Below are 18,639 nucleotides of genomic sequence, written 5' to 3' on the forward strand. Positions count from 1 at the left end.
AGGCTGTTTCTTACCCGCGGGCCGGGGTCGGCATCGGTGTCACCGTGATCCGGGGTGTTACCGTCGGCCGGGCCAATTCCGTTGGTCGGGCCGATACCGTCGGCAGAGCTGATACCGTCGGCAGAGCTGATACCGTCGGCAGAGCCGACACCGTTGGCCGGGCTGATACCGTTGGCAGAGCTGACACCGTTGGCAGGGCCGATACCGTTGGCCGGGCGGGCACCGTCGGCCGCAGCGTTGCCGTTGGCGGTGGGGGTGGCGCCCACCCCAGCTCCGGGATCGGGGGCAGCGGCAGACGGTACAGCCAGGCGTCGAAGAAATTGTCCAGTTCTTGCCCGCTGATTTCCTCCGCAACGGCGATGAAGTCCCCGGTGGTCGCGTTGCCATACTTGAAGCGGTCGTAGTAGGTTTGCAGGATGCGGAAGAAGACCTCATCGCCCAGCCGGGCGCGCAGAGCGTGCAGGGTCATCGCCCCCCGGACATACACGCTAATATTGAACAGGTCATCCGGCGGCGGCGATCCGGGCGGGGGCAGGAGGCTTTCTGCCAGGCGGTTGTAGAAGTGGTGCAGCACCTCGTCAAGCGCCTCGCGGCTTTCCAGGTATTCGTACCACAGGTAGGAAGCGTATTCGGCGAAGCCCTCGTTGAGCCAGATGTCGGACCAGTCGGCCAGGCTGACGCTGTTCCCGAACCATTGATGGGCCAGTTCGTGGGCGACGGTGATCTCATCCCCCCGCTCGCCGTCCACATGCCGCCGCCCGAAGAGCGATAGCGTCTGCGTCTCCAGGGCGAAGGGGATGGGTGCATCGGCGACAACCACGCCATACGCCTCGAACGGGTACGGCCCGAACAGGCTGCTGAACAGCGCGATCATCTGTGGTGTGCGCCCGAAGTCGTAAGAGGCTTCTTCGGCGATATCGGGCGGGAAATAGTTGCGGATAGGCAGGCCGTTCGGCCCCTCCTGCTCCTCGATCACAAAGTCCCCAATGCTGACGGTCACCAGGTAGCTGGCAGTCGGATAGCTGCTTTCCCAGACAAACGTCCGCATAGCCCCCCGGTCGATGGTCTCCGTGAGCAGGCCGTTGGCGGCGACGACATATTCCGCCGGGGTGGTAACGCGGATCGTATAGGTAGCTTTGTCCAGCGGGTGCTCGTTGACCGGATACCAGGACGACGCTCCGGCTGGTTCCCCGGCCACAAAGACGCCGTTCTCATGATGTGTCCAGCCCAGCTCAGTCATCCGCGTACTGCCCATGCCGGGGATGCCCTCGTACAGAACGACGGTCGTGAAGGTGGCCCCGGCGGGGATGGGCCGGGTGGGGATGACGGTCAACTCCGTGCCGCGGTGCTCGAAAGCAGCGATGGCCCCGTCGACGCGAATCTGGTTGATCGTCAGCCGCCGGAAGTCCAGGTTGAAGGCGCTCAGGTCCTGCGTGGCAACAGCCTCGATTGTGGCTGTGCCCATCAGCAGCCGGGCGTCAAAGTCGTAGAGCAGGTTCAGGTCATAGTGCTGGACGTCGTAACCGCCATTGCCCAGAGCGGGGTAATAGCTGTCGCCGAGGCCAGCGCCGCCGGGACTCTGGGCCAGGGCCGGGCCAGCCGCCAGCAATAGCGCAGTCAGGGCGATCAGAAGCGCGTGCCGCATACTGTCCTCCCGGTGCGTCAGGGGCACCATCCAGGGCCATTCGCCTCTAACATTAGACGCAAACGGGGGATTCGTCCAACATGTAACGGGAAAAGTGGGCGCAGCCAGCCAGCTGCGCCCGTTTTCTCTTTGCTCAGGCCGCGGGCTACTGCATCCCGGCGAAGGGGTCAGGGTTGGCCTTCAGCCAGTCAGTCAGGGCTTTGGGGGAGGTGAAGGTCTCCTCCCGCACCTTCACGCCCGGCGTATTGGCCCGGAACCAGGGCACCATCGAGCCATCCGGCGTGCCCCATTCCAGCGGGTTGACCACCAGCACCAGGCGCGTTTCCCCGGCGATGGTCAGCCCGGCTTCGCCCGGACTCCAGGTGATCGTCACCCCGCCCTGGCCGTAGTAACCGGCGTCCAGCACCGCCCGCCCCCAGCGGCCGTCGTCAAAAGGCGGCAGCAGGATCACCACCCGCCGCTGCACCGGGTGCTTCATCAGCCCCGGCCCGACCGACCATGGCCAGCTTGGGCCTTTGGGCGCGCCTTCCACCGGCACGTTAACCGGTCCCTCCAGCGCTTTAAGGTCAACCTGGGCGCTGCGCTGCGGGGCGTGAGCGCGCATCAGTTCCTGGAACTTGTGGAAGGCCTGCTTGGGGCGGCCCAGCCCTTCCACAAACAGGCCGTACTTCTTGCCGAAATCCTCCGCACAGAACAGCGAGGCCAACGCCACCCGGTCATCGGCGGACAGCAGGGACATGCCCAGCGTATTCTGGCGGGCCTGGTAATCCTCCCCCAGATCAGATGACCAGCCGAACTCCGAGACGAAGATCAGGTGCTTGGTACCGGGGTCGTGGGCATGCATCACCGCCCACATACGGTCCATGTAGGAGCGGTAGGTGGCGCGGATATCCTCCGGGTTAATCGAGCCATCGGTGCCGGTCGGTGAAGCAGGGTCTTCGCCAATGTAAAGGTGGTAGCCGACGCCGTCCCACGGGACTTCGCCGGGCGCCCAGTTGCCGATCTGGTAGACAGTGTTCAGGTAGCGGGCGGCCTCGTTGCCATTGACCCACGTCGCTTCCAGCGGGGGGCTGATCAGGCGGATGCCGCGCTCACGGGGTTTGAGGGTCTGGTAGAGCGTGTTCATCATGGCCACGAACCAGCGCGGATGAACCAGAGCGCGGTCGCCGCCATGCCAGCCGTTCGGCTCGTTGAGCGCCTCGTAGACGAAGACCTTGCCCCGGTAGCGGTCGACGATGGCCCGGAAGCGGGCAGCGTAGGCCTGAATCCAGGCAGCGGCGTTGGGATGGTTGGGGTCGCGCAGGGTATCGCCGAGCCAGAAGTCGCGGCAGGCGTCGTGGCCGACCGTGGCGTAGATCTTCATCCCCCGGCTACGGAAGCCATCAACAATGCGGTCATAGCGGTCGAGGTAATTGAGGTTGGGCAGCACGAAGTTGAGACGTAGCCAGTGCGCGCCGGAAGAAGCCAGCAGGTCGGGGTTCTGCAGGCGGCGCGCGATGTTGCCAGAGGAATCCAGCGGCTGGTTGGCATCCAGCCCGAACTTGGCGTAGTTGATCGCCATGCCTGATGCCTCCTGGGGGGAATCGTGCCTGCCCGCGACTGTAGGCCATCCAGCGGGATTCGTCAAGTGGAGGATGGCCGTCACTGCTCCGGCACGGCCACACGGAAGGCTTCCGCGATGCTGCGCACCGGGATCACCTCCAGCCCTTTGACCGCCAGATCGTCCTTGCGCCGGGCGCGGGGCACCAGGATGCGGCGGAAGCCCAGCTTGGCCGCCTCGTTCAGGCGGATCGGGAGCTGGCTCACCGCCCGCAACTCCCCGCTGAGGCCAATCTCGCCAACGATGGCCAGGTCAGCGGGCACCGGGCGATCCAGGTAACTGGAGGCCAGGGCGACGGCTACGGCCAGGTCTGCCGCCGGCTCATCGATCTTCAGGCCGCCGATCACGTTGACGAAGACATCCTGCTCCACCAGCTTGAAGCCCATCCGCCGCGTCAGCACAGCGGTAATCAGCAGCAGGCGGTTGTAGTCGATGCCATTGGCGGTGCGCCGGGCATAGCCGAAGGAGGTCGGGCTACATAGCGCCTGCACTTCCACCAGCAGCGGGCGCGTCCCTTCCAGCGTGACGGCGATGGCGCTGCCCGACGCGTTGACCACCCGTTCCGCCAGGAACGCCTCCGACGGGTTGGACACTTCCACCAGCCCGCTGCCACGCATCTCAAAGACGCCCACCTCACTCGTCGCGCCAAAGCGGTTCTTGACGCTGCGCAGCAGACGGTAGGTCTGGAAGGGGTCGCCCTCCAGGTAGAGCACAGTGTCGACGATGTGCTCCAGGACACGCGGCCCGGCGATCGTGCCCTCTTTGGTCACGTGCCCGACGATGAAAACGGCCATGCCGCTGCTCTTGGCCAGCTCGCGCAGGCGGTTGGCGCACTCCCGCACCTGGGTGACGCTCCCGGCGGTAGAGGCCACCTCCTCGGTGAAGGTGGTTTGAATCGAGTCCACGATCAGGATTTGCGGCTGGTAGCGGGCTACATGCTCAAAGATCGTCCCCAGGCTGGTTTCCGTGACGATGTATAGCTCCTCAGGATGCAGGTTGAGCCGTTCGGCACGCATCTTGATCTGGTGGGCCGATTCCTCGCCGGAAACGTAAAGCACCGGCCCGCTGGTATCGGCCAGCTTCGCCGCCGCCTCCAGCAGCAGCGTGCTCTTGCCGATGCCGGGATCGCCGCCGATCAGGACGATACTGCCGGGGACGATCCCACCGCCCAGCACACGGGAGAACTCGGCGATGGGCAGCGGCAGGCGCAGGCCGGCGTCGCCGCTGATCTCGCGCAACTTCTGGGGGCGGGATTGTGGTGCGCCTGCTGGACGCGGGCCGCCGCCTTTGGCGGGCGGTGCTTCCACTACCTCGACCATGGTGTTGAACTCGCCGCAGGACGGGCAGCGGCCCATGTAGCGCGGGGATTCGCGCCCGCATTCCTGGCAAACGTATTTGGTGCGCGTCTTGGCCATAAGCCCCATCTCACTGCTGGAAGCTGCTCAAGAGGTAGTATAGCACGTTTGTGCTAGCGGATGAAATGGCGTCCTGGTCGGGGCAGGCCGGGCCTGTCAGCGATCTGCAGCAGCGCAGTGGCACAGCATACGCCGCGCCACTGCCTGCTTATCCCTGGCCACCCAGCGCCCCGGCGATGAAACCGGCCACGTCCGTCTTGAGCCTGGCCAGCGATTTAAGGTCCAGGTAGAGCATGTGCCCGGCCTCATATTCCGCCGTCTGGACGTTAGCCCGCTGTTCCAGAGCCAGATTCATGTGGCTGAGGGTGTAGTAGGTTGCCGTATAGGGCGTCGCCAGGTCATAGTACCCGGCGGCCACAAAAACCTTCATGTACGGGTTGCGGGCCAGTGCGCCGCGCAACGCCTCACTGGTATCGGCATACTTGCCCTGATCCCACTGCCATTCGGCATTCACCTTGAAGCTGAGCGTCTGGTATTCCAGGTCGGTCTCGTAGCCCAGTTCGCGGCGCACGTAGTCGTTGAGCATGGCCGTATAGGGTGGCACAATCGCGGTGTAGGAGGGGTCAAACTCCGGGCGTTCGGTCACAGCCAGGGCGTCCAAACCCCTGAAGCGCGAATCCAGGCGACCAACGGTGCGCCCTTCATCCCGCAGCAGTTCCTTACAGAAGCGCATGATCTCGATGCGCAGCCGCGTGCCCTCGATGTAACGCGGTTCCAGGCCGGTGTAGCGGGCCAGCTTCCTGATCACGGCCTGGCGCTCGCTCTCGGCCAGCCGGTCGCCTCTAGCCAGGGCGATCAGGTACTCCGAGCCAGCCCAGGCTTCCACCTCATCCAGCACGGCGCGCAGGGGCTTTTCCTGCAGGTCAGCGGGCAGCTTGCGGTGGTACCAGGCAGTAGCCGTGTAGGTAGGCAAGAAGAGCGCATAGGGCAGGTCATTGCCCTGCTCAAATTCCAGCGTCTGGAAGTTGAGCGTGGTGGAGATCAGGACGATGCCGTTGAAGGCGATGCCCCGGTCAACCAGATGACCGGCCAGCCCTGCCGCGCGGGTGGTGCCATAGCTTTCCCCGGCCAGGAACAGGGGCGAGGCCCAGCGGTTGTAGCGCGTCAGGTACAGGCGAATGAATTCACCGACCGCCTGCAGATCCCCGCGCAAGCTCCAGTACTGCTGGTTTAGTTCCGGCTTGACGGCGCGGCTGAAGCCCGTACCGACCGGATCGATGAATACCAGGTCAGTCAGGTCCAGCCAGGTATGCGGGTTATCGACCAGCCGGTAAGGCGGCGCGGGCATCCAGCCTTCGTCCTGCATCAGGACACGGCGCGGCCCGACCGCGCCCAAGTGTAGCCATACCGACGACGATCCGGGGCCGCCATTGAACACAAATGTCAGCGGGCGGGCGCCAAGCGGCGCGCCCTCCGGGCGGTCAAGCGTATAGGCGACAAAGAACACGTGCGCTTCGACTTCGCCCTTTTCCTCGTTGGTCAGCGGCAGCCGCCCGGTGGTGACGGTATAGGAGAGCGTGCGCCCGTTCACAGCGACGGTATGGCGCGTCTCGACCGGCGCGGGTTCCGGCGGCGTGGGCTTTTTCTCCGGGGTGTCATCCTTTTTCTGTTCGGGCTGTTCAACTTTCGGATTTTCTTCAGTCATGTGTTGCCCCTCTGAGGGTCATCTCCCGCGGCTGTTCAGGTTAATGACGGGGCAGCCCGCGCCCGCGAACTACCCCGTCTTCTCAGTGCATCTGCTAGTGTTATGCCTGGTGGTAGAGCGCCAGCAACTTCTCCAGCCGGGCGATACTATCCGCCAGGCCGCCGGGCCGGTTGCGGGCCAGCCAGATGCGCCGGTACTCATCCAGCAGCGGTTCGAGTTCCTCGGCCAGCCGCTTGCGCTGCCGACCCGGAATGTTGGTCACCTTCTGGCCCGGCGCGGCCAGTTGCGCCTGACCCAGCTTGCAGGCATGCAGCAACAGGTTGGCGGCCAGGTCGAACTCATCCATGATCAGGTCGGCGTCCAGAGCCATGATCTGCGCGCTGTCCAGACGCAGCATGATCTCCTCGATGGCTGCCTGAGCGCGGGCCAGGTTTTCGGCCTTCAGGCCGGCCATCCAGGTTTCGCCCAGCGGCACATCAGCGTGCATCAGCAGGCCGTGCAGGGCCGAGCGGTTATCGCCCAGCACACCGGCCAGCTGGTAGACATTGCCCAGATCGTAAGCCAGCTGCCCCATCACGCCCGCCTCATCCTGGAAGGCAAAGTGATCCAGGGCGGCGGGCACATCCAGGGTGCGGTTAGCCGCCGCTGCCCAGCTCACCGCTGCGCCGTAGGCAAAGCCCAGGTAGGAGACAGGCAACGGCTGCCAGTGGCCGTAATCGCCCCAGTCGGTGTTCAGATAGCCGATCGCGCCGTGCTTGAGGCCGTTTTCCGCGGCGCTCCACAGGTTGGCGAGCGCGTTTGCCGTCCGCCCGGCAATGCTCAGCCAGCTTGACGTGCCGGGACAAACATAGAACGGGATGCCCGATGCAGCGAAGGCCGCGCCGTGCTCATCAAAAGGATGATCCGCCTCGTAGCCCCATTCGAGGGCAATCGTGTCGGCGGGCAGTTCCGGGATCAGGTCGGGGTGCTTGATGATGATGTCGCCCCAGAACTGCATGGTGCGCCCATGCCGGGTAACCAGATCGTGGATCTGGCGCAGGAAATCCAGGTACACCCGGCCAGCGCCCTTCTGGCGGGCGATCGCTTCGCTGCGCGTGCCGGGCTGGCCGACATCCCAGGTTTCGTCGCACCCGACGTTGAACTGGCGGCTGCTGAAGTGTGGCAGCAACTCCTCGTACAACTCCGCCAGCAGCGCCAGCGAACCCGGATCGGTCGGGCACAGGCTGAACGGCTCCCTGGAAACCCGCCCCCAGGGGAAGGTAAAGCCGTTCGGCGCTTCGGCCAGGTGGGCATAGGCCGGATGCTTGAGCCAGCGCAGCATGTGGCCGAAGGAGTTCTGGTTGGGCACCAGTTCAATGTACCGCTCCCGGCAGAAGGCATCCAGCTCCAGGATTTCTTCGCCGGTCATGGGGGAAGCTTCCGCCCAGACAACGGTATGGTTGCGGTAGGCGAAGGTATGCTCCGTGTAAAGCTGTAGCTGGTTGATCTTCCAGCTGGCCAGGCGGTCGATCAGGCCATAAAGGGTGTCCATGGTCGGGACTTTGTCGCGGCTGATATCCAGCATAACGCCGCGGCTGGGGAAATCCGGCCAGTCCTCGATCTGCAGGCAGGGCAGGCGGTTGTCTTCCATCTGGCGGGCGATCTGGGTGAGGGTCATGGCCGCGTAGAACGCGCCCGGCCGGTCGTGGGCGACGATTTCAATACCCTGCGGCGTGATGCTGAGGGTGTAGCCCTGCGCCCTGAGGACGGCCGTCGGGTCCAGGCGGATCGAAGCACCGATCTGCCTGCCGTCCAGACGGGCGGCGGTCAGAGTCCAGTGTGGCCCGGCTACAGCCAGGGCGGCCCGAACCGCCCGCCCAATCGGCAGCGGTACCCCGTCCGCCAACCAGATAAAGCGTCCCGGCTCCAGCTCCAACGCGCCTTCCAGGTAGTTCAGCCGCTGCGGCGCGGGCAGCAGCACCAGGCTTTGCACCATGGGCAACCCCCTGTTGTGCACAGGCGAACAGACACACCGCCAAGAGTATACCGTGTTCTGCTGTTAATGGGCGGAGGTCGGGCGCGGAAAGCAGGGAAGGATGCGCCCGCCGGAAGCTACCTGCGATCTGGCGGCCATGATCCCGTTCCATGGCAGTGTATCGAATTCGGTTGAGGTGCGAACTGGTTGTGCGCTGGGTCTCACCCCTGCTGCGCTGCGCATAGATTCCGGCCAGGGGGTAACGCCAGCCGAACGGCCTTGCGCCCGGTTTCAACCGAAAAGGATACCCCGCTTCAAGCATGGTGTGCGTACCCGCCGATCTGGCCTATAATCGAAGTCAAACTTGCCCGGCTTCATCTTTGTCCCAGGGAGTTCTCCATGAGCGATTTCCCACGCACAACCGTCGGCGGAGTCAGCCTGCCCCGCCTGATCATCGGCACCAACTGGCTGCTGGGCTATTCCCACTCCAGCCCGGCCAAAGATAAATTCATTAAAGATTTACAGACCCGCGAACGCATGACCGCTATCTTTAAAGTGTTTATGGCCCGCGGCGTGAATGCGGTCATGGCCCCGCTTTCCGAGCCGCTGGAGGAGGCCATCCGCGACGCCGAAGATGCCACCGGTGTGGAGATGATCCGCATCCTGACGCCGAGCTTCAACATCACCCCCGGCGGCAACCCGGCGGAGGACCCGGAGCCGGTACTGGACCGGGCGAAGGCGCTGGGCGCAACGATATGCATGCCGCACCAGTGCGTAACCGACGCTCTGATCGACCGGCGGACGCGCGTCATCCGCGACATCGATCACTACACCCGCCTGATTCGCGAGCGGGAGATGATCCCCGGCCTTTCCACCCACATGCCGGAAGCGATCGTCTACGCCGATATGCAGGACGCGGATGTGGAAACGTACATCCAGCTCTACAATGCGGCGGGCTTCCTGATGCAGGTCGAGGCGGACTGGGTAATGGGCATCATCAAGAACGCTCGCAAGCCGGTCATGACCATCAAGCCGCTGGCGGCAGGCAGGTTGCTGCCGGTAGTGGGCCTGGCTTTTGTATGGAGCACGCTGCGGCCCTGCGATATGGTGACCATCGGCACGACCACGCCCGAGGAAGCCCACGAGGTGATCGATATCTCACTGGCCCTGCTGGCGGGGGAAGTGCCGGAATCGGCGCTGCAGAAGACGCGCAGCAAGGCTTCGCTGACGTACTAGCAGCGCCCGCACATCCCGGAAATGGCTCATCCCACAGGCAAAACCATGCGCCGCGCCATTGCCACTGGCGCGGCTCTACTCTGGCTGGCGCTCGTCCTGGGGCTGTACTACTGGGTGCATAAACCCCTGACTCCGCCGCTGGCCGAGGCGATCGGCGGGGCAATCCTGGACGCGGCAGTAGCTGCCCTGTTCGCCCTGCTGGCAGGCGGGCTGGGGACGCGCCTGCTGGCCCGCCTGGACCTGAGCTTTCTCAGCCCGGCGGAACGACTGGCAACGACCCTGCTGATCGGGCTGGGAGCGCTCGCCCTGTTGATCCTGGCCGTCGGGGCGGTCTCGCTCAGCCCGCTGAGCATGGCAGCGTTGCTGCTGGCTGTGGCGGCGCTGACCCGGCGGGAAACGCTAACCTGGGCGGGAGACTGGCAGGGCCTTCTGCGTGGCGGTCTGCCCCGCGACCGGTGGGGACGGTTCCTGGCCTTTATTGCTCTGATTCTGCTGGCGATCGCCTTCCTGCTGGCCCTGCTCCCACCGTCGATGTGGGATGTGTTGACCTATCATCTGGCAGGGGCGGCCCAGCACGTCCTCAACAGCCGCTTCTCTGCTGTTGAGCACAACCATTTCCTTGGCTTCTCACAACTGGTCGATACGCTTTACGCCGGCCAGCTGGCGCTGACCGGGCGGCTGACCGGCGCCGCACTGCTGCACTGGATCGTCGGCGTCGGCCTGTTACTGGCAGCTGGCGGATATGCCGCCCGGCGATCCGGCCCAGCGGCGGGCTGGGCGGCAGTAGGCGTCCTCCTGGCCGGGCGGACGATCTGGCTGGAGATGACCTACGCCTACGCCGATCTGTTGCCAGTAGCGCTGGCTGTCGTGGCCGTCTCCGCAGCGGAACGGTGGGACGAGGTGCGCCGCGCCGGCGAGCTGGAAGGCGCGGAGACGCGGCGGGGGGTGGGCTATCTCCTGCTGGTGGGCGCAGCAGCGGGTCTGGCCATGAGCACCAAGTACACTGTGGTATGGCTGGGCGCGGCGCTGGGGCTGTTGGTGCTGTGGTTAGCCCGGCGGGAAGCCTGGAGAAGCGTCCTGTCTTACGGCCTGCTCTACGGGCTGGTCGCGGCGGCGATTCTGGCCCCCTGGTTGATCCGCAATGCGCTGTGGTACGGCAACCCGTTCTACCCGCTGCTCTTCGATGGTGGAGAGATGGACGCAATCCGCCGGGCATGGTACAGCCAGCCCGGTTCCGGGCTGATCTACGGCGGCGGAGCCTGGCAACTTCCGCTGCTGCCGCTGACGGCCAGCGTCCTGGGGGTAGAAGGAGCCGGGACATACAACACTGACATCGGCCCGCTGTTCGTAATGCTGACACCACTGCTCCTGCTCACCCGGCGGCAGCTCACGGCGGCGGAGCGGGCGACGGTGCGCTGCGCCCTGATCGTGGTTGGGGCGGTGACAGTAGCGTGGGTGTTGAGCGCTGCCTTCGGGTCGTACATCAGCCTGCAAACGCGACTGGTGCTATACCTGTTCGGTCCGCTGGCAGTCGTGGCCGGCATCGCTCTGGAGTCGCTGCGGCGGCTGCCGGATAAGCCGCTCAACCTTGGCTTCGTTGTACGGGCGATAGTGGCACTGGCGTTGATCTTCACGGTGGGTGATGCCCTGCGGACACTGGGGCGCAAGGGCGTACAGATTTACTTCTCTGGCGAGGCGGGCTATCGCGAGCGTTACCTGGAGCACGCGTTGGGCTGGCACTATGGGGCCATGCGCCAGGTCAACACCTTGCCGGAGGGGACGACGGTACGCTTCCTTTGGGAGCCGCGCTACCTCTACTGCGACGGCGACCGGCTAAACTGCTGGCCCGACTCGCTGATGGACGGCTGGTACTACGCGCGGCGGGCAGTTGACGATGGCTCCCCGGCAGCGATCGCGGCGGCGTGGCGGGCAACGGCGGATTACCTGCTGGTGTACGAATTCGGGCGGACGTTCGAGCGGGAGAACAGCATTCTCTACACGGCTGCCGACTGGGCCGCCTGGGAGGACTTCGTTACCGGGCACCTGGTTGAAGTGTGGCGCGGCGGCAACGATGGCGCAGCAGCACAATACATCCTGTACCGCTGGCGGGATTGACCGATCAGGGGCAGCGGGCCTAGAACAGCGGCAATTGCACCGGCGGGCGGTGACCATCGAGGAGGATGTACGGGGCGGCGCGGTTGGCCTGCACACCGAGCCGGTTGAGCGTAGCCAGATCGCGGATCGTTCCACGCCGCCGGGCGCGCAGCAGTTGCTCCACGCCTTTCGGCCCGATCCCTGGCACGCGTAGCAGCGTCTCCCGGTCGGCGCGCATGATCTCCACTGGCGCGGTCAGCAAATGGGCGTCGGCCCAGGCGCGCTTGGGATCAACATCGAGGCGCAGGTTACCCACCCCTTCAAAGGGTAGCTCCTCCACATCCCAGCCGTAATCACGCAACAGGAAGCTGGCCTGGTACAGCCGCCGTTCGCGCTGGGGATCGGTCGGCGGCAGGTTCTCGAAAGGCGTATCGATCACCGGGCTAAAGCCAGAGTAGTAGGCCCGCTTCAGGCCAAGCTGGCGGTACAGGCGGGCGCTCAGACTCAGCAACTCCAGGTCCGTGTCGCCCACCGCGCCGACCACGAACTGGGTCACGCTGCTGGCCCAGCGACGCTCCGGGTTCGATTGGCGGATGCGCTGCGCCCACTGCAGGCGTAGCAGCAGGTCATCGCTGAAATCCTTACGGGGGGCCAGGGCATGCAACCGTTCGGGTGTAGGTGCTTCCAGGTTGATCGACACGCGATCGGCAATCTGCATGGCGCGAACGACCTGGTCGTATTCCGCGCCGGGCATGATCTTGAGGTGGATGTAGCCCCGGTAGCCGTACTTATGACGGATGATCTCGCCCGTATCGAGGATACGATCCTGCACCGCTGCGCCGCCCTTGATGATACCTGACGAGAGAAAGATGCCCTCCACTACCCCGGCCCGCACCAGCCTGTCGAAGGCGGCGGCCAGCTCATCCGGCGAAAAGGTCTCGCGGCGCATCTGTGTCCGCCCGGCGCGGAACGGGCAGTAGAAGCAGTTCTTCTCGCAGGCGGTGGTGATCATCGTCTTCATGACCGGCTTGAGACCCTGAGGGGTGGTCACATGGGTGACACAGGGCAGCAACTCAGGGTCGGGCGCGGGGCGACTTTGCAGCGTCAGGCGCTCGCTCAAGGGGGCGTCACCCGCCGGCTCAAACTCGGTGATGGCGCCCAGCCGGGCCAGACGGGTCAGGGTATCGGGGACCACGTGAATGTTCATAAATCTATAATACCGAACTTATGTTCTGAGGTCAATAGCGACAGCAGAGGCAACAGGGGCCTTGTCAACTCTGGCGGCATGGCGGCAGACAGCGAGCAGGTCAGGGGTTGGGAGGCCGGGAGGCTGAAGACACAAGGCCAGAGGCAGGTGGTAGAGCAAACAAGCCGGGAGAACGGGAAGCCAACCCGCTGCCCCATTGCCTGCTGAAAAGTAAAGCTCCAGGTCGTGTGAAGAGGGGGAAACACACAGCCCGGAGCTTTAGAGGGGAAACTGCCTACAATATAGCACGAGTTCGTAAGAAATTAAAGTGCCAAATTTCACCATAAAAGGGTTCTTTAGGCAAAAATGGGCAAAATTCACGAATTTCTAAGCTTTTCCGGGGCTCAAAGCCAAGCTGAACACGCAGAGATTGCCGCCACAAACACGCCCGGACAACCGTAGCGGCGCGACTCGCATCGCGCCGCCTTTCGCTCACCGCCGGGCATAGGTGCCCATCAGCCGGGTTTCCGCCAGGATATGCCCGCGCAATGCCCGCAGCAGGTCGTCGCGGCGCGCTCCCGGCCCCAGCTGGAGCAGTGTATTGAGGGCGTACAGGGTGAAGAAATAGCGGTGCGTGCCCCGCGGCGGGCACGGCCCGTTGTAGCCCACACGGCCCCAGCTATTGACGCCCTGCCTGGCCCCGCCGGGCAGCGTCTCCTGCGGCGGTATCCCTTCGGCCAACCCGGTTTCTGTAGCCGGAATGTCGTAGATCACCCAGTGGATCCACGTCCCCGCCGGGGCGTCGGGATCATCACAGATCAGCGCGAAGGCCCGCGTGCCCGCCGGCGCGCCCTGCCAGGCCAGCGGGGGAGAGAGGTCATCGCCATCGCAGGTGTAACGGGATGGGATGGTCGCGCCGCTGGCGAACGCGGCGCTGGTGATTTCAAACGCCATGGTCGCCCTCCTGTTCTATAGCTTCCCGGCCTGGCACTCTGGAGACCGGAAACACTTACCCTTGCTGCCTGAAACCGGCAAAGAGCCGCCCGCCTGCAGGAGCCAACGCGCCATCGACAAAGGCGATCAGGGCGTCAACCCGCCGATGGCAATACAGATCGCGCAGGGCGTCGGCCAGACGGTCGGCCAGGGTGGGGTTGTAGCGACGCAGGGCGCGGAGAGTCCACTTGCCGGTTCCCGCCCACTGGCCGTGGGTGATCAGCACGAACTCGGCGGCGCGCTGGGCCAGCTCTGCTGCGATGAAGTACCGTTCCCCGCTATCAGCAGCGCCCTGTAAATCGTCGAGCAAATCGGTCAGGGTGTAGCGCAGACTATCGGTTTCCTCCGGCGTCAGAGGGGGTGGCCCGGCGGCCAGCAACGACTCCGCCTCCGCCCGAATTTGTGCGGCTGTCCCATCGCGGTCACAGAGAATGGCGCCCTCCACACACATCATCGGCAGGGAAGGCCGCCGCCGCGCTACATCACTGGCGAAGTAGCGGCGCAACGACTCCGGCGTATGGACAAACGCCTCAACCGGCCAGCCGCCAAAATACAGCGATTCCCGGAAGGGGGCGTCCGGGTGGCCCGTCACGACCACAATATCCAGATCGGAGGTCGGCGTATGATCACCGCGCACCACACTCCCCGCCAGGAAAGCCGCCCGGCAATCCGGGTAGTGAACGACGATGAAAGCTGTGGCTGTGGTCATGGCGTCAGAGCGATGAGTCATCGGCTTTCCTCCCTCAGGACAGGCCAGTCCCGAAGAGCTGGCGGTGACGGGCCAGGCGGGGCGTCCAGACGTAGCCTTCAAAGACGGCCAGGGCTTCATCCAGCAGGAGAGGCCCTACAACCTCCACCCGCCGCTTGCCGCCCATGTTCAGGATGCTCTCGCAGGATGGCTTGGGTGTGCCGCCCGTCATCTGCTGGAGGACGGTCTGCGGCGCCCCGAAGACCACGCGGGAGATGCGCGCCCAGTAGATCGCGCCGGCGCACATCATGCACGGCTCGACGCTGGCGTATAGGGTAAAGCCCTCCAGAGAGAAAGCGTGATTCTCCCGGCAGTAGGCGCTGATCACGGCCAGTTCGGCATGGTAGGTCGGGTCAGAAGCTTCAACACTGCGGTCGCGATCCTGGGCCACCACGGTGCCGTCGTGCACCAGCACTGCGCCGAATGGGTCAGCCCCGTGCTGGCGAGCTTTAAGAGCCAGCTTGAACGTCAGCCGCAGAAAGTGCTCATCCGCGCTTGTCGTCATCGTCGTCTTCTCCTGTTTCCCGGTCTGGAGCACGCCGATCCCCTGGATTCTGGAAAGAAACAGGAACTATCGCTGGCCTACCCAACTGGCGCGGGATCGGTTAGAGTATCGTGGTGAGAGTGCCTGTATGAACCGTGCTCTTTCTTATACTTGATCATAGCACAAACCGCGCATGAAACTCCTGATCGTCGCCTCATCCCTCGATCTCCAGCAACCGTTCAGCAGCACACCGTCGTGGTGGCAGTTGCTCAAGGGACTGTATGAGATCGGCGTTGAGCTGGTCGTGACCACCTATCAGGGTCCGGCCATCGAAACGCTGTGGTGGCAGGCCGTCCCCAATCCGGTCAAGCGCCAGGGCGACCTGTTCAAGGCGCTGCGCGATGCCGCCCACCGCCTGCCGCGAATCAGTGGGACACCACCCGTCAGGACTCCCGCCGCCGGGCAACCGGAATCGCTCAGCGAGCGCCTGATCCGCCGGGCGGCGCAAACGCTGATCGCCCCCCGCTGGCGGGCGGTACTCGACCGGCTGCTGACTGAGCAGCCAGACATCGACGCCCTGCTCTTCCTGACCATCCCGCTCAATCACGTGGCCGGCGTGCCAGCCTACCTGATCGCAAAGCACGGCAAGCCGGTGTTCTTCTACGATGGCGACCTGCCGGCCAGCCTGCCGCAGTTCAGGGGCTTCGCTACCGGCTTCCGCATCTACCAGGGGGCTGACCCCGGCGAGTACACGGCGGTACTGGGCAGCTCGGTCGGGGCGCTGGAACATCTGACCGCCCTCGGGGCGCGCCATGTCCACACCCTACATTACGCCGCCGACCCGGACATCTGGTCGCCGCTGGAAGTTCCGCAGGACATCGATGTCTTCTTCTACGGTCACGGGGCGGAATACCGCGAGGACTGGATCCGGGCCATGATCGCGGAGCCGTCGCGGGCGCTGCCGGAGCGGCGCTTTGCCGTGCGCGGCACAGCGCTGGGTGATCTGGGCCGCGCCGAACGGTTGCCCTACCTCTCCTTCAGCAAGCTACGCCAGTACGCCTGCCGCAGCCGGATCAACCTGCTGATCACCCGCCAGGCCCACGCCAGCGTCTATGCCAGCAGCAACGCCCGCCCCTTTGAGCTGGCCGCGCTGGGCGCGTGCATGGTTTCCAGCCCCTACAGCGGGCTGGAAACGTGGTTCGAGCCGGAAAAGGAAGTGATCATCCTGGCCAGCGCGGAGGAAGCAACAGAGCGTATCGCCTGGCTGCTGGATCACGAGGCAGCGCGGGCGGCGATCGGGGCGGCGGCGCGAGCACGCTTCCTCAAAGAGCACACTTATCGTCACCGGGCGCAGGCGCTGGTTGCAATCATCCGCCAGTACCTGTAAACCAGGGCTGACGCCGTTACGTCACCCGTTCCAACAGGGCGACCAACGGCGCAACGGCCTGTTCCGGCGTGTAATGGCGGCGCACTGTTCTGGCGCCGGTCACGGCCAGGCGCTCACGCAGGGCAGGGTCTTCCGCCAGGCGGCGGATCATGCGGGCCAGGTCGCCGGGATTGCTCGGCGGGACGGTGATCAGGTCTTCCCCCGGGGCGAAGTATTCGCGGATGGCTGCCGACTCAGCGGTGATCAACGGCTTCTCCAGCGCCAGGCATTCCAGAATGCGGTGTGGTACCACATAATCCGTCTTGGTGCGCCGGGCAAAGACACCCAGGCAGATATCGGCCCGCGCCACCATCGGGATCAGGTCGGATAGAGCCGGTGGCTCAATGAAGTCCAGCCGCTGGATACCCAGCAGGTGAGCGCGCTCGATGGCGGCGGCGTGGCGTGGCCCGCGCCCGATCATCTCAAAGCGAAAGCGCTCATCCGTGTTGAGCCAGCTCAGCGCCCGCAGGATCACCTCTGTGCCATGAAAGGGGTTGAAGTTGCCGTAGAACTGCACCAGCAGCGGCTCGTCCGGCCCTTTTTCGACAGGCGGGACGGCAGACAACCATTCCGGGCCAACTCCTACCGGGACGACGGCCAGCCGCCGCGCCGGTGCGCCGATCTGCTCCAGGAAGGCCGTTTTGTGGCAGTTGGTATCCGTGAAGACGCCTGCCGCCGTTGCCAGGTTCCAGGCGTCCAGCGCCCGGTAGGCGCGGCTGCGCCAGCGACGCTCCCGGACGTTGCTATCCACCACACGCGATTCATACAGCCCGACGATGTAATCGACCAGCACGGGCTTGCCCAGTAGCCGCCCTAACGCCACGGCCAGCGGGGCGAGTAACTGGTTATATTCAGCCACGATCAAGGCGTCGCATTCGCGGGCTTCCCGCCGCATGGTTCGCCATAGAACCGGCAGGGACTGGCGCAGGTTGAGGCCGGTGGGCAGCGGGGCTATCGAGACCTTCCAGCCGCGCGCTTCCAGCCCGGCGCGGATAACGCGGTTGCGGGTGGCAGCAGGATCAAAAGCGCCAAGATAGCAGACGGATCGCTGGCTCATCAATCCGTTATCGTCCCCAGTCTCTGCCTCATCATACCCATCACCGACGAACAGCGGTGGGTTACCTGCCGCAGGCGACGCGCTCAGGAGGCCATCAACGCCACCAGGCGGTCCATCAATCTATCCAGGCTGTGGGCAGCGGCGACGCGCGCGCTCAGGGTCAGGCCAATGGCCCGTCGTTCCTCGGCTGTTAGCCTGAGCAGGGCGTTCAGACGGGCAGCCAGCGCTTCGGCGTCGCTGCCATCGGGGATGCGCAGGTGATCGCTGTACTCGCCGAGCAGGTCATCAAAGGCCGGGTTGGCGACCACCGTCGGCACGGCGCACAGCAAACCCTCCAGCACCACCTTGTCGAACAGGCCTGGCGGGCTGCCATTAAAGGCCAGGCTGGCCTCATGAAAGACGCCCCGCACACCTTCGGCGGGAATCGGCCCCCACAGGGTCACCCGGTCGCCGACGCGCAGCCGGTCGACTTCCCGCCGCAGGAAATCGGCGTAATCCGCAGGCTGGCCGGGGAGCGTCCCACCAGCAATGGCGTAGCGGGCGGGAGGATCGCCATAACGATCGCGCAAGATAGCCGCGGCGCGGATCAGCGTCTCGTGGCGTTTGATCGGGGAAAGCCGCGCCAGGCTGACGATCAGCGGTGGGTCATCCGGCGGGGCGGGCGCTGGCTGAAAGGCAGCGGTGTTGATCCCGTGCCCCAGGGCGTGCACCTTCGGGCTGGCGATGGGAAAGCTGGAGGGGTGAGCGGTGGCGATATGGCGGGTCAACGGGACGGCCAGACGCAGTTCCAGGCTGGCCTCGCGGTGGGTATACCACAGTGTGATCGGCTTCCGGTAGAGGGCGGCCAGCGGCGCTGCCGTCAGGACATAGCGCGGAATCATGTGGGCAAAGAGCACATCAACCTCGCGGATGTGACGTTCCAGGGTGCGGAGAAACGCCGCAGCGCGGCCCGGTCGGCCCAGGCCGCGCTCCTTGCCCAGCGATTCGACGACCACATTACCCGGCAGGCTGTAATCCCCTGCCCGGACTGGCATAACCACCAGTCGCTCCACCCGCGCCGCCAGCGCTGCCACCCAGTCATGGGTGAAGCTCAGCACCTGGTCGTGCCGGTCAAGCACCTGGGTCATCATCAGAACCCGCAACGATCGCGCCACAA

General features: G+C 65.0%; 14 protein-coding genes. 3 read left to right on the plus strand and 11 right to left on the minus strand.

The annotated features are described in order from the left end of the window. Window positions 1-10 precede the first annotated feature (10 nt). The 5 genes from HPY64_13885 to HPY64_13905 form a co-directional block, all read right to left on the minus strand. Entirely contained in the window at window positions 11-1,645 is a 1,635-nt protein-coding gene (locus HPY64_13885; protein ID NPV68226.1) for a M1 family peptidase, read from the minus strand. A 145-nt stretch (window positions 1,646-1,790) separates the two neighbouring features. After that, window positions 1,791-3,206, minus strand: a complete 1,416-nt coding sequence (locus HPY64_13890; GenBank protein ID NPV68227.1) for a hypothetical protein — start codon at window positions 3,204-3,206, stop codon at window positions 1,791-1,793. A gap of 80 nt (window positions 3,207-3,286) precedes the next feature. Continuing rightward, complete coding sequence (gene radA, locus HPY64_13895) at window positions 3,287-4,660, minus strand: DNA repair protein RadA (GenBank protein NPV68228.1); 1,374 nt, start codon at window positions 4,658-4,660, stop codon at window positions 3,287-3,289. A 148-nt stretch (window positions 4,661-4,808) separates the two neighbouring features. Further along, entirely contained in the window at window positions 4,809-6,305 is a 1,497-nt protein-coding gene (locus HPY64_13900; protein NPV68229.1) for a peptidase S10, read from the minus strand. Window positions 6,306-6,405: 100 nt separating this feature from the next. Continuing rightward, the gene (locus tag HPY64_13905) at window positions 6,406-8,280 is read right to left on the minus strand and encodes a family 20 glycosylhydrolase (GenBank protein ID NPV68230.1); all 1,875 of its coding nucleotides are present in this window, start codon (window positions 8,278-8,280) and stop codon (window positions 6,406-6,408) included. Between the two features lie 378 nt (window positions 8,281-8,658). Between HPY64_13905 and HPY64_13910 the strand changes: the two genes are divergently transcribed. Then, a complete protein-coding gene (locus HPY64_13910; GenBank protein NPV68231.1) occupies window positions 8,659-9,495 on the plus strand; it encodes a hypothetical protein in 837 nt (278 codons plus the stop codon). A 45-nt stretch (window positions 9,496-9,540) separates the two neighbouring features. Then, a complete protein-coding gene (locus HPY64_13915) occupies window positions 9,541-11,610 on the plus strand; it encodes a hypothetical protein (GenBank protein ID NPV68232.1) in 2,070 nt (689 codons plus the stop codon). Window positions 11,611-11,629: 19 nt separating this feature from the next. Here the strand turns inward: HPY64_13915 and HPY64_13920 are convergent, their stop codons facing one another. The 4 genes from HPY64_13920 to HPY64_13935 all read right to left on the minus strand — a co-directional run bounded on the left by HPY64_13920 (window position 11,630) and on the right by HPY64_13935 (window position 15,021). Continuing rightward, window positions 11,630-12,796 (minus strand): radical SAM protein, encoded by a 1,167-nt coding sequence (locus tag HPY64_13920; protein ID NPV68233.1) that lies wholly within the window; start codon window positions 12,794-12,796, stop codon window positions 11,630-11,632. A gap of 471 nt (window positions 12,797-13,267) precedes the next feature. Further along, a complete protein-coding gene (locus tag HPY64_13925) occupies window positions 13,268-13,729 on the minus strand; it encodes a YbhB/YbcL family Raf kinase inhibitor-like protein (protein ID NPV68234.1) in 462 nt (153 codons plus the stop codon). Between the two features lie 55 nt (window positions 13,730-13,784). Further along, the gene (locus HPY64_13930; protein ID NPV68235.1) at window positions 13,785-14,498 is read right to left on the minus strand and encodes a nucleotidyltransferase domain-containing protein; all 714 of its coding nucleotides are present in this window, start codon (window positions 14,496-14,498) and stop codon (window positions 13,785-13,787) included. A gap of 13 nt (window positions 14,499-14,511) precedes the next feature. Beyond that, complete coding sequence (locus HPY64_13935) at window positions 14,512-15,021, minus strand: nucleoside deaminase (GenBank protein ID NPV68236.1); 510 nt, start codon at window positions 15,019-15,021, stop codon at window positions 14,512-14,514. A 172-nt stretch (window positions 15,022-15,193) separates the two neighbouring features. Between HPY64_13935 and HPY64_13940 the strand changes: the two genes are divergently transcribed. Continuing rightward, window positions 15,194-16,387: a glycosyltransferase gene (locus tag HPY64_13940; GenBank protein ID NPV68237.1), complete on the plus strand. Its 1,194-nt coding sequence runs from the start codon at window positions 15,194-15,196 to the stop codon at window positions 16,385-16,387. A 16-nt stretch (window positions 16,388-16,403) separates the two neighbouring features. Here HPY64_13940 and HPY64_13945 read toward each other — a convergent pair whose 3' ends face one another. Further along, on the minus strand, window positions 16,404-17,483 hold the full coding sequence (locus HPY64_13945; GenBank protein NPV68238.1) for a glycosyltransferase: 1,080 nt from the start codon (window positions 17,481-17,483) through the stop codon (window positions 16,404-16,406). Window positions 17,484-17,566: 83 nt separating this feature from the next. Further along, window positions 17,567-18,637: a glycosyltransferase family 4 protein gene (locus tag HPY64_13950; protein ID NPV68239.1), complete on the minus strand. Its 1,071-nt coding sequence runs from the start codon at window positions 18,635-18,637 to the stop codon at window positions 17,567-17,569. Window positions 18,638-18,639 lie beyond the last annotated feature (2 nt).

This window comes from Anaerolineae bacterium, from assembly GCA_013178165.1.
In the GTDB taxonomy this organism is placed as follows: Bacteria; Chloroflexota; Anaerolineae; order Aggregatilineales; family Ch27; genus Ch27.

Coding starts and splice junctions, on each gene's coding strand:
- HPY64_13885 (NPV68226.1), bottom strand. CDS start 1,645: ATGCGGCACGCGCTTCTGATCGCCCTGACTGCGCTATTGCTGGCGGCT.
- HPY64_13890 (NPV68227.1), bottom strand. CDS start 3,206: ATGGCGATCAACTACGCCAAGTTCGGGCTGGATGCCAACCAGCCGCTG.
- radA (NPV68228.1), bottom strand. CDS start 4,660: ATGGCCAAGACGCGCACCAAATACGTTTGCCAGGAATGCGGGCGCGAA.
- HPY64_13900 (NPV68229.1), bottom strand. CDS start 6,305: ATGACTGAAGAAAATCCGAAAGTTGAACAGCCCGAACAGAAAAAGGAT.
- HPY64_13905 (NPV68230.1), bottom strand. CDS start 8,280: ATGGTGCAAAGCCTGGTGCTGCTGCCCGCGCCGCAGCGGCTGAACTAC.
- HPY64_13910 (NPV68231.1), top strand. CDS start 8,659: ATGAGCGATTTCCCACGCACAACCGTCGGCGGAGTCAGCCTGCCCCGC.
- HPY64_13915 (NPV68232.1), top strand. CDS start 9,541: ATGCGCCGCGCCATTGCCACTGGCGCGGCTCTACTCTGGCTGGCGCTC.
- HPY64_13920 (NPV68233.1), bottom strand. CDS start 12,796: ATGAACATTCACGTGGTCCCCGATACCCTGACCCGTCTGGCCCGGCTG.
- HPY64_13925 (NPV68234.1), bottom strand. CDS start 13,729: ATGGCGTTTGAAATCACCAGCGCCGCGTTCGCCAGCGGCGCGACCATC.
- HPY64_13930 (NPV68235.1), bottom strand. CDS start 14,498: ATGACTCATCGCTCTGACGCCATGACCACAGCCACAGCTTTCATCGTC.
- HPY64_13935 (NPV68236.1), bottom strand. CDS start 15,021: ATGACGACAAGCGCGGATGAGCACTTTCTGCGGCTGACGTTCAAGCTG.
- HPY64_13940 (NPV68237.1), top strand. CDS start 15,194: ATGAAACTCCTGATCGTCGCCTCATCCCTCGATCTCCAGCAACCGTTC.
- HPY64_13945 (NPV68238.1), bottom strand. CDS start 17,483: ATGAGCCAGCGATCCGTCTGCTATCTTGGCGCTTTTGATCCTGCTGCC.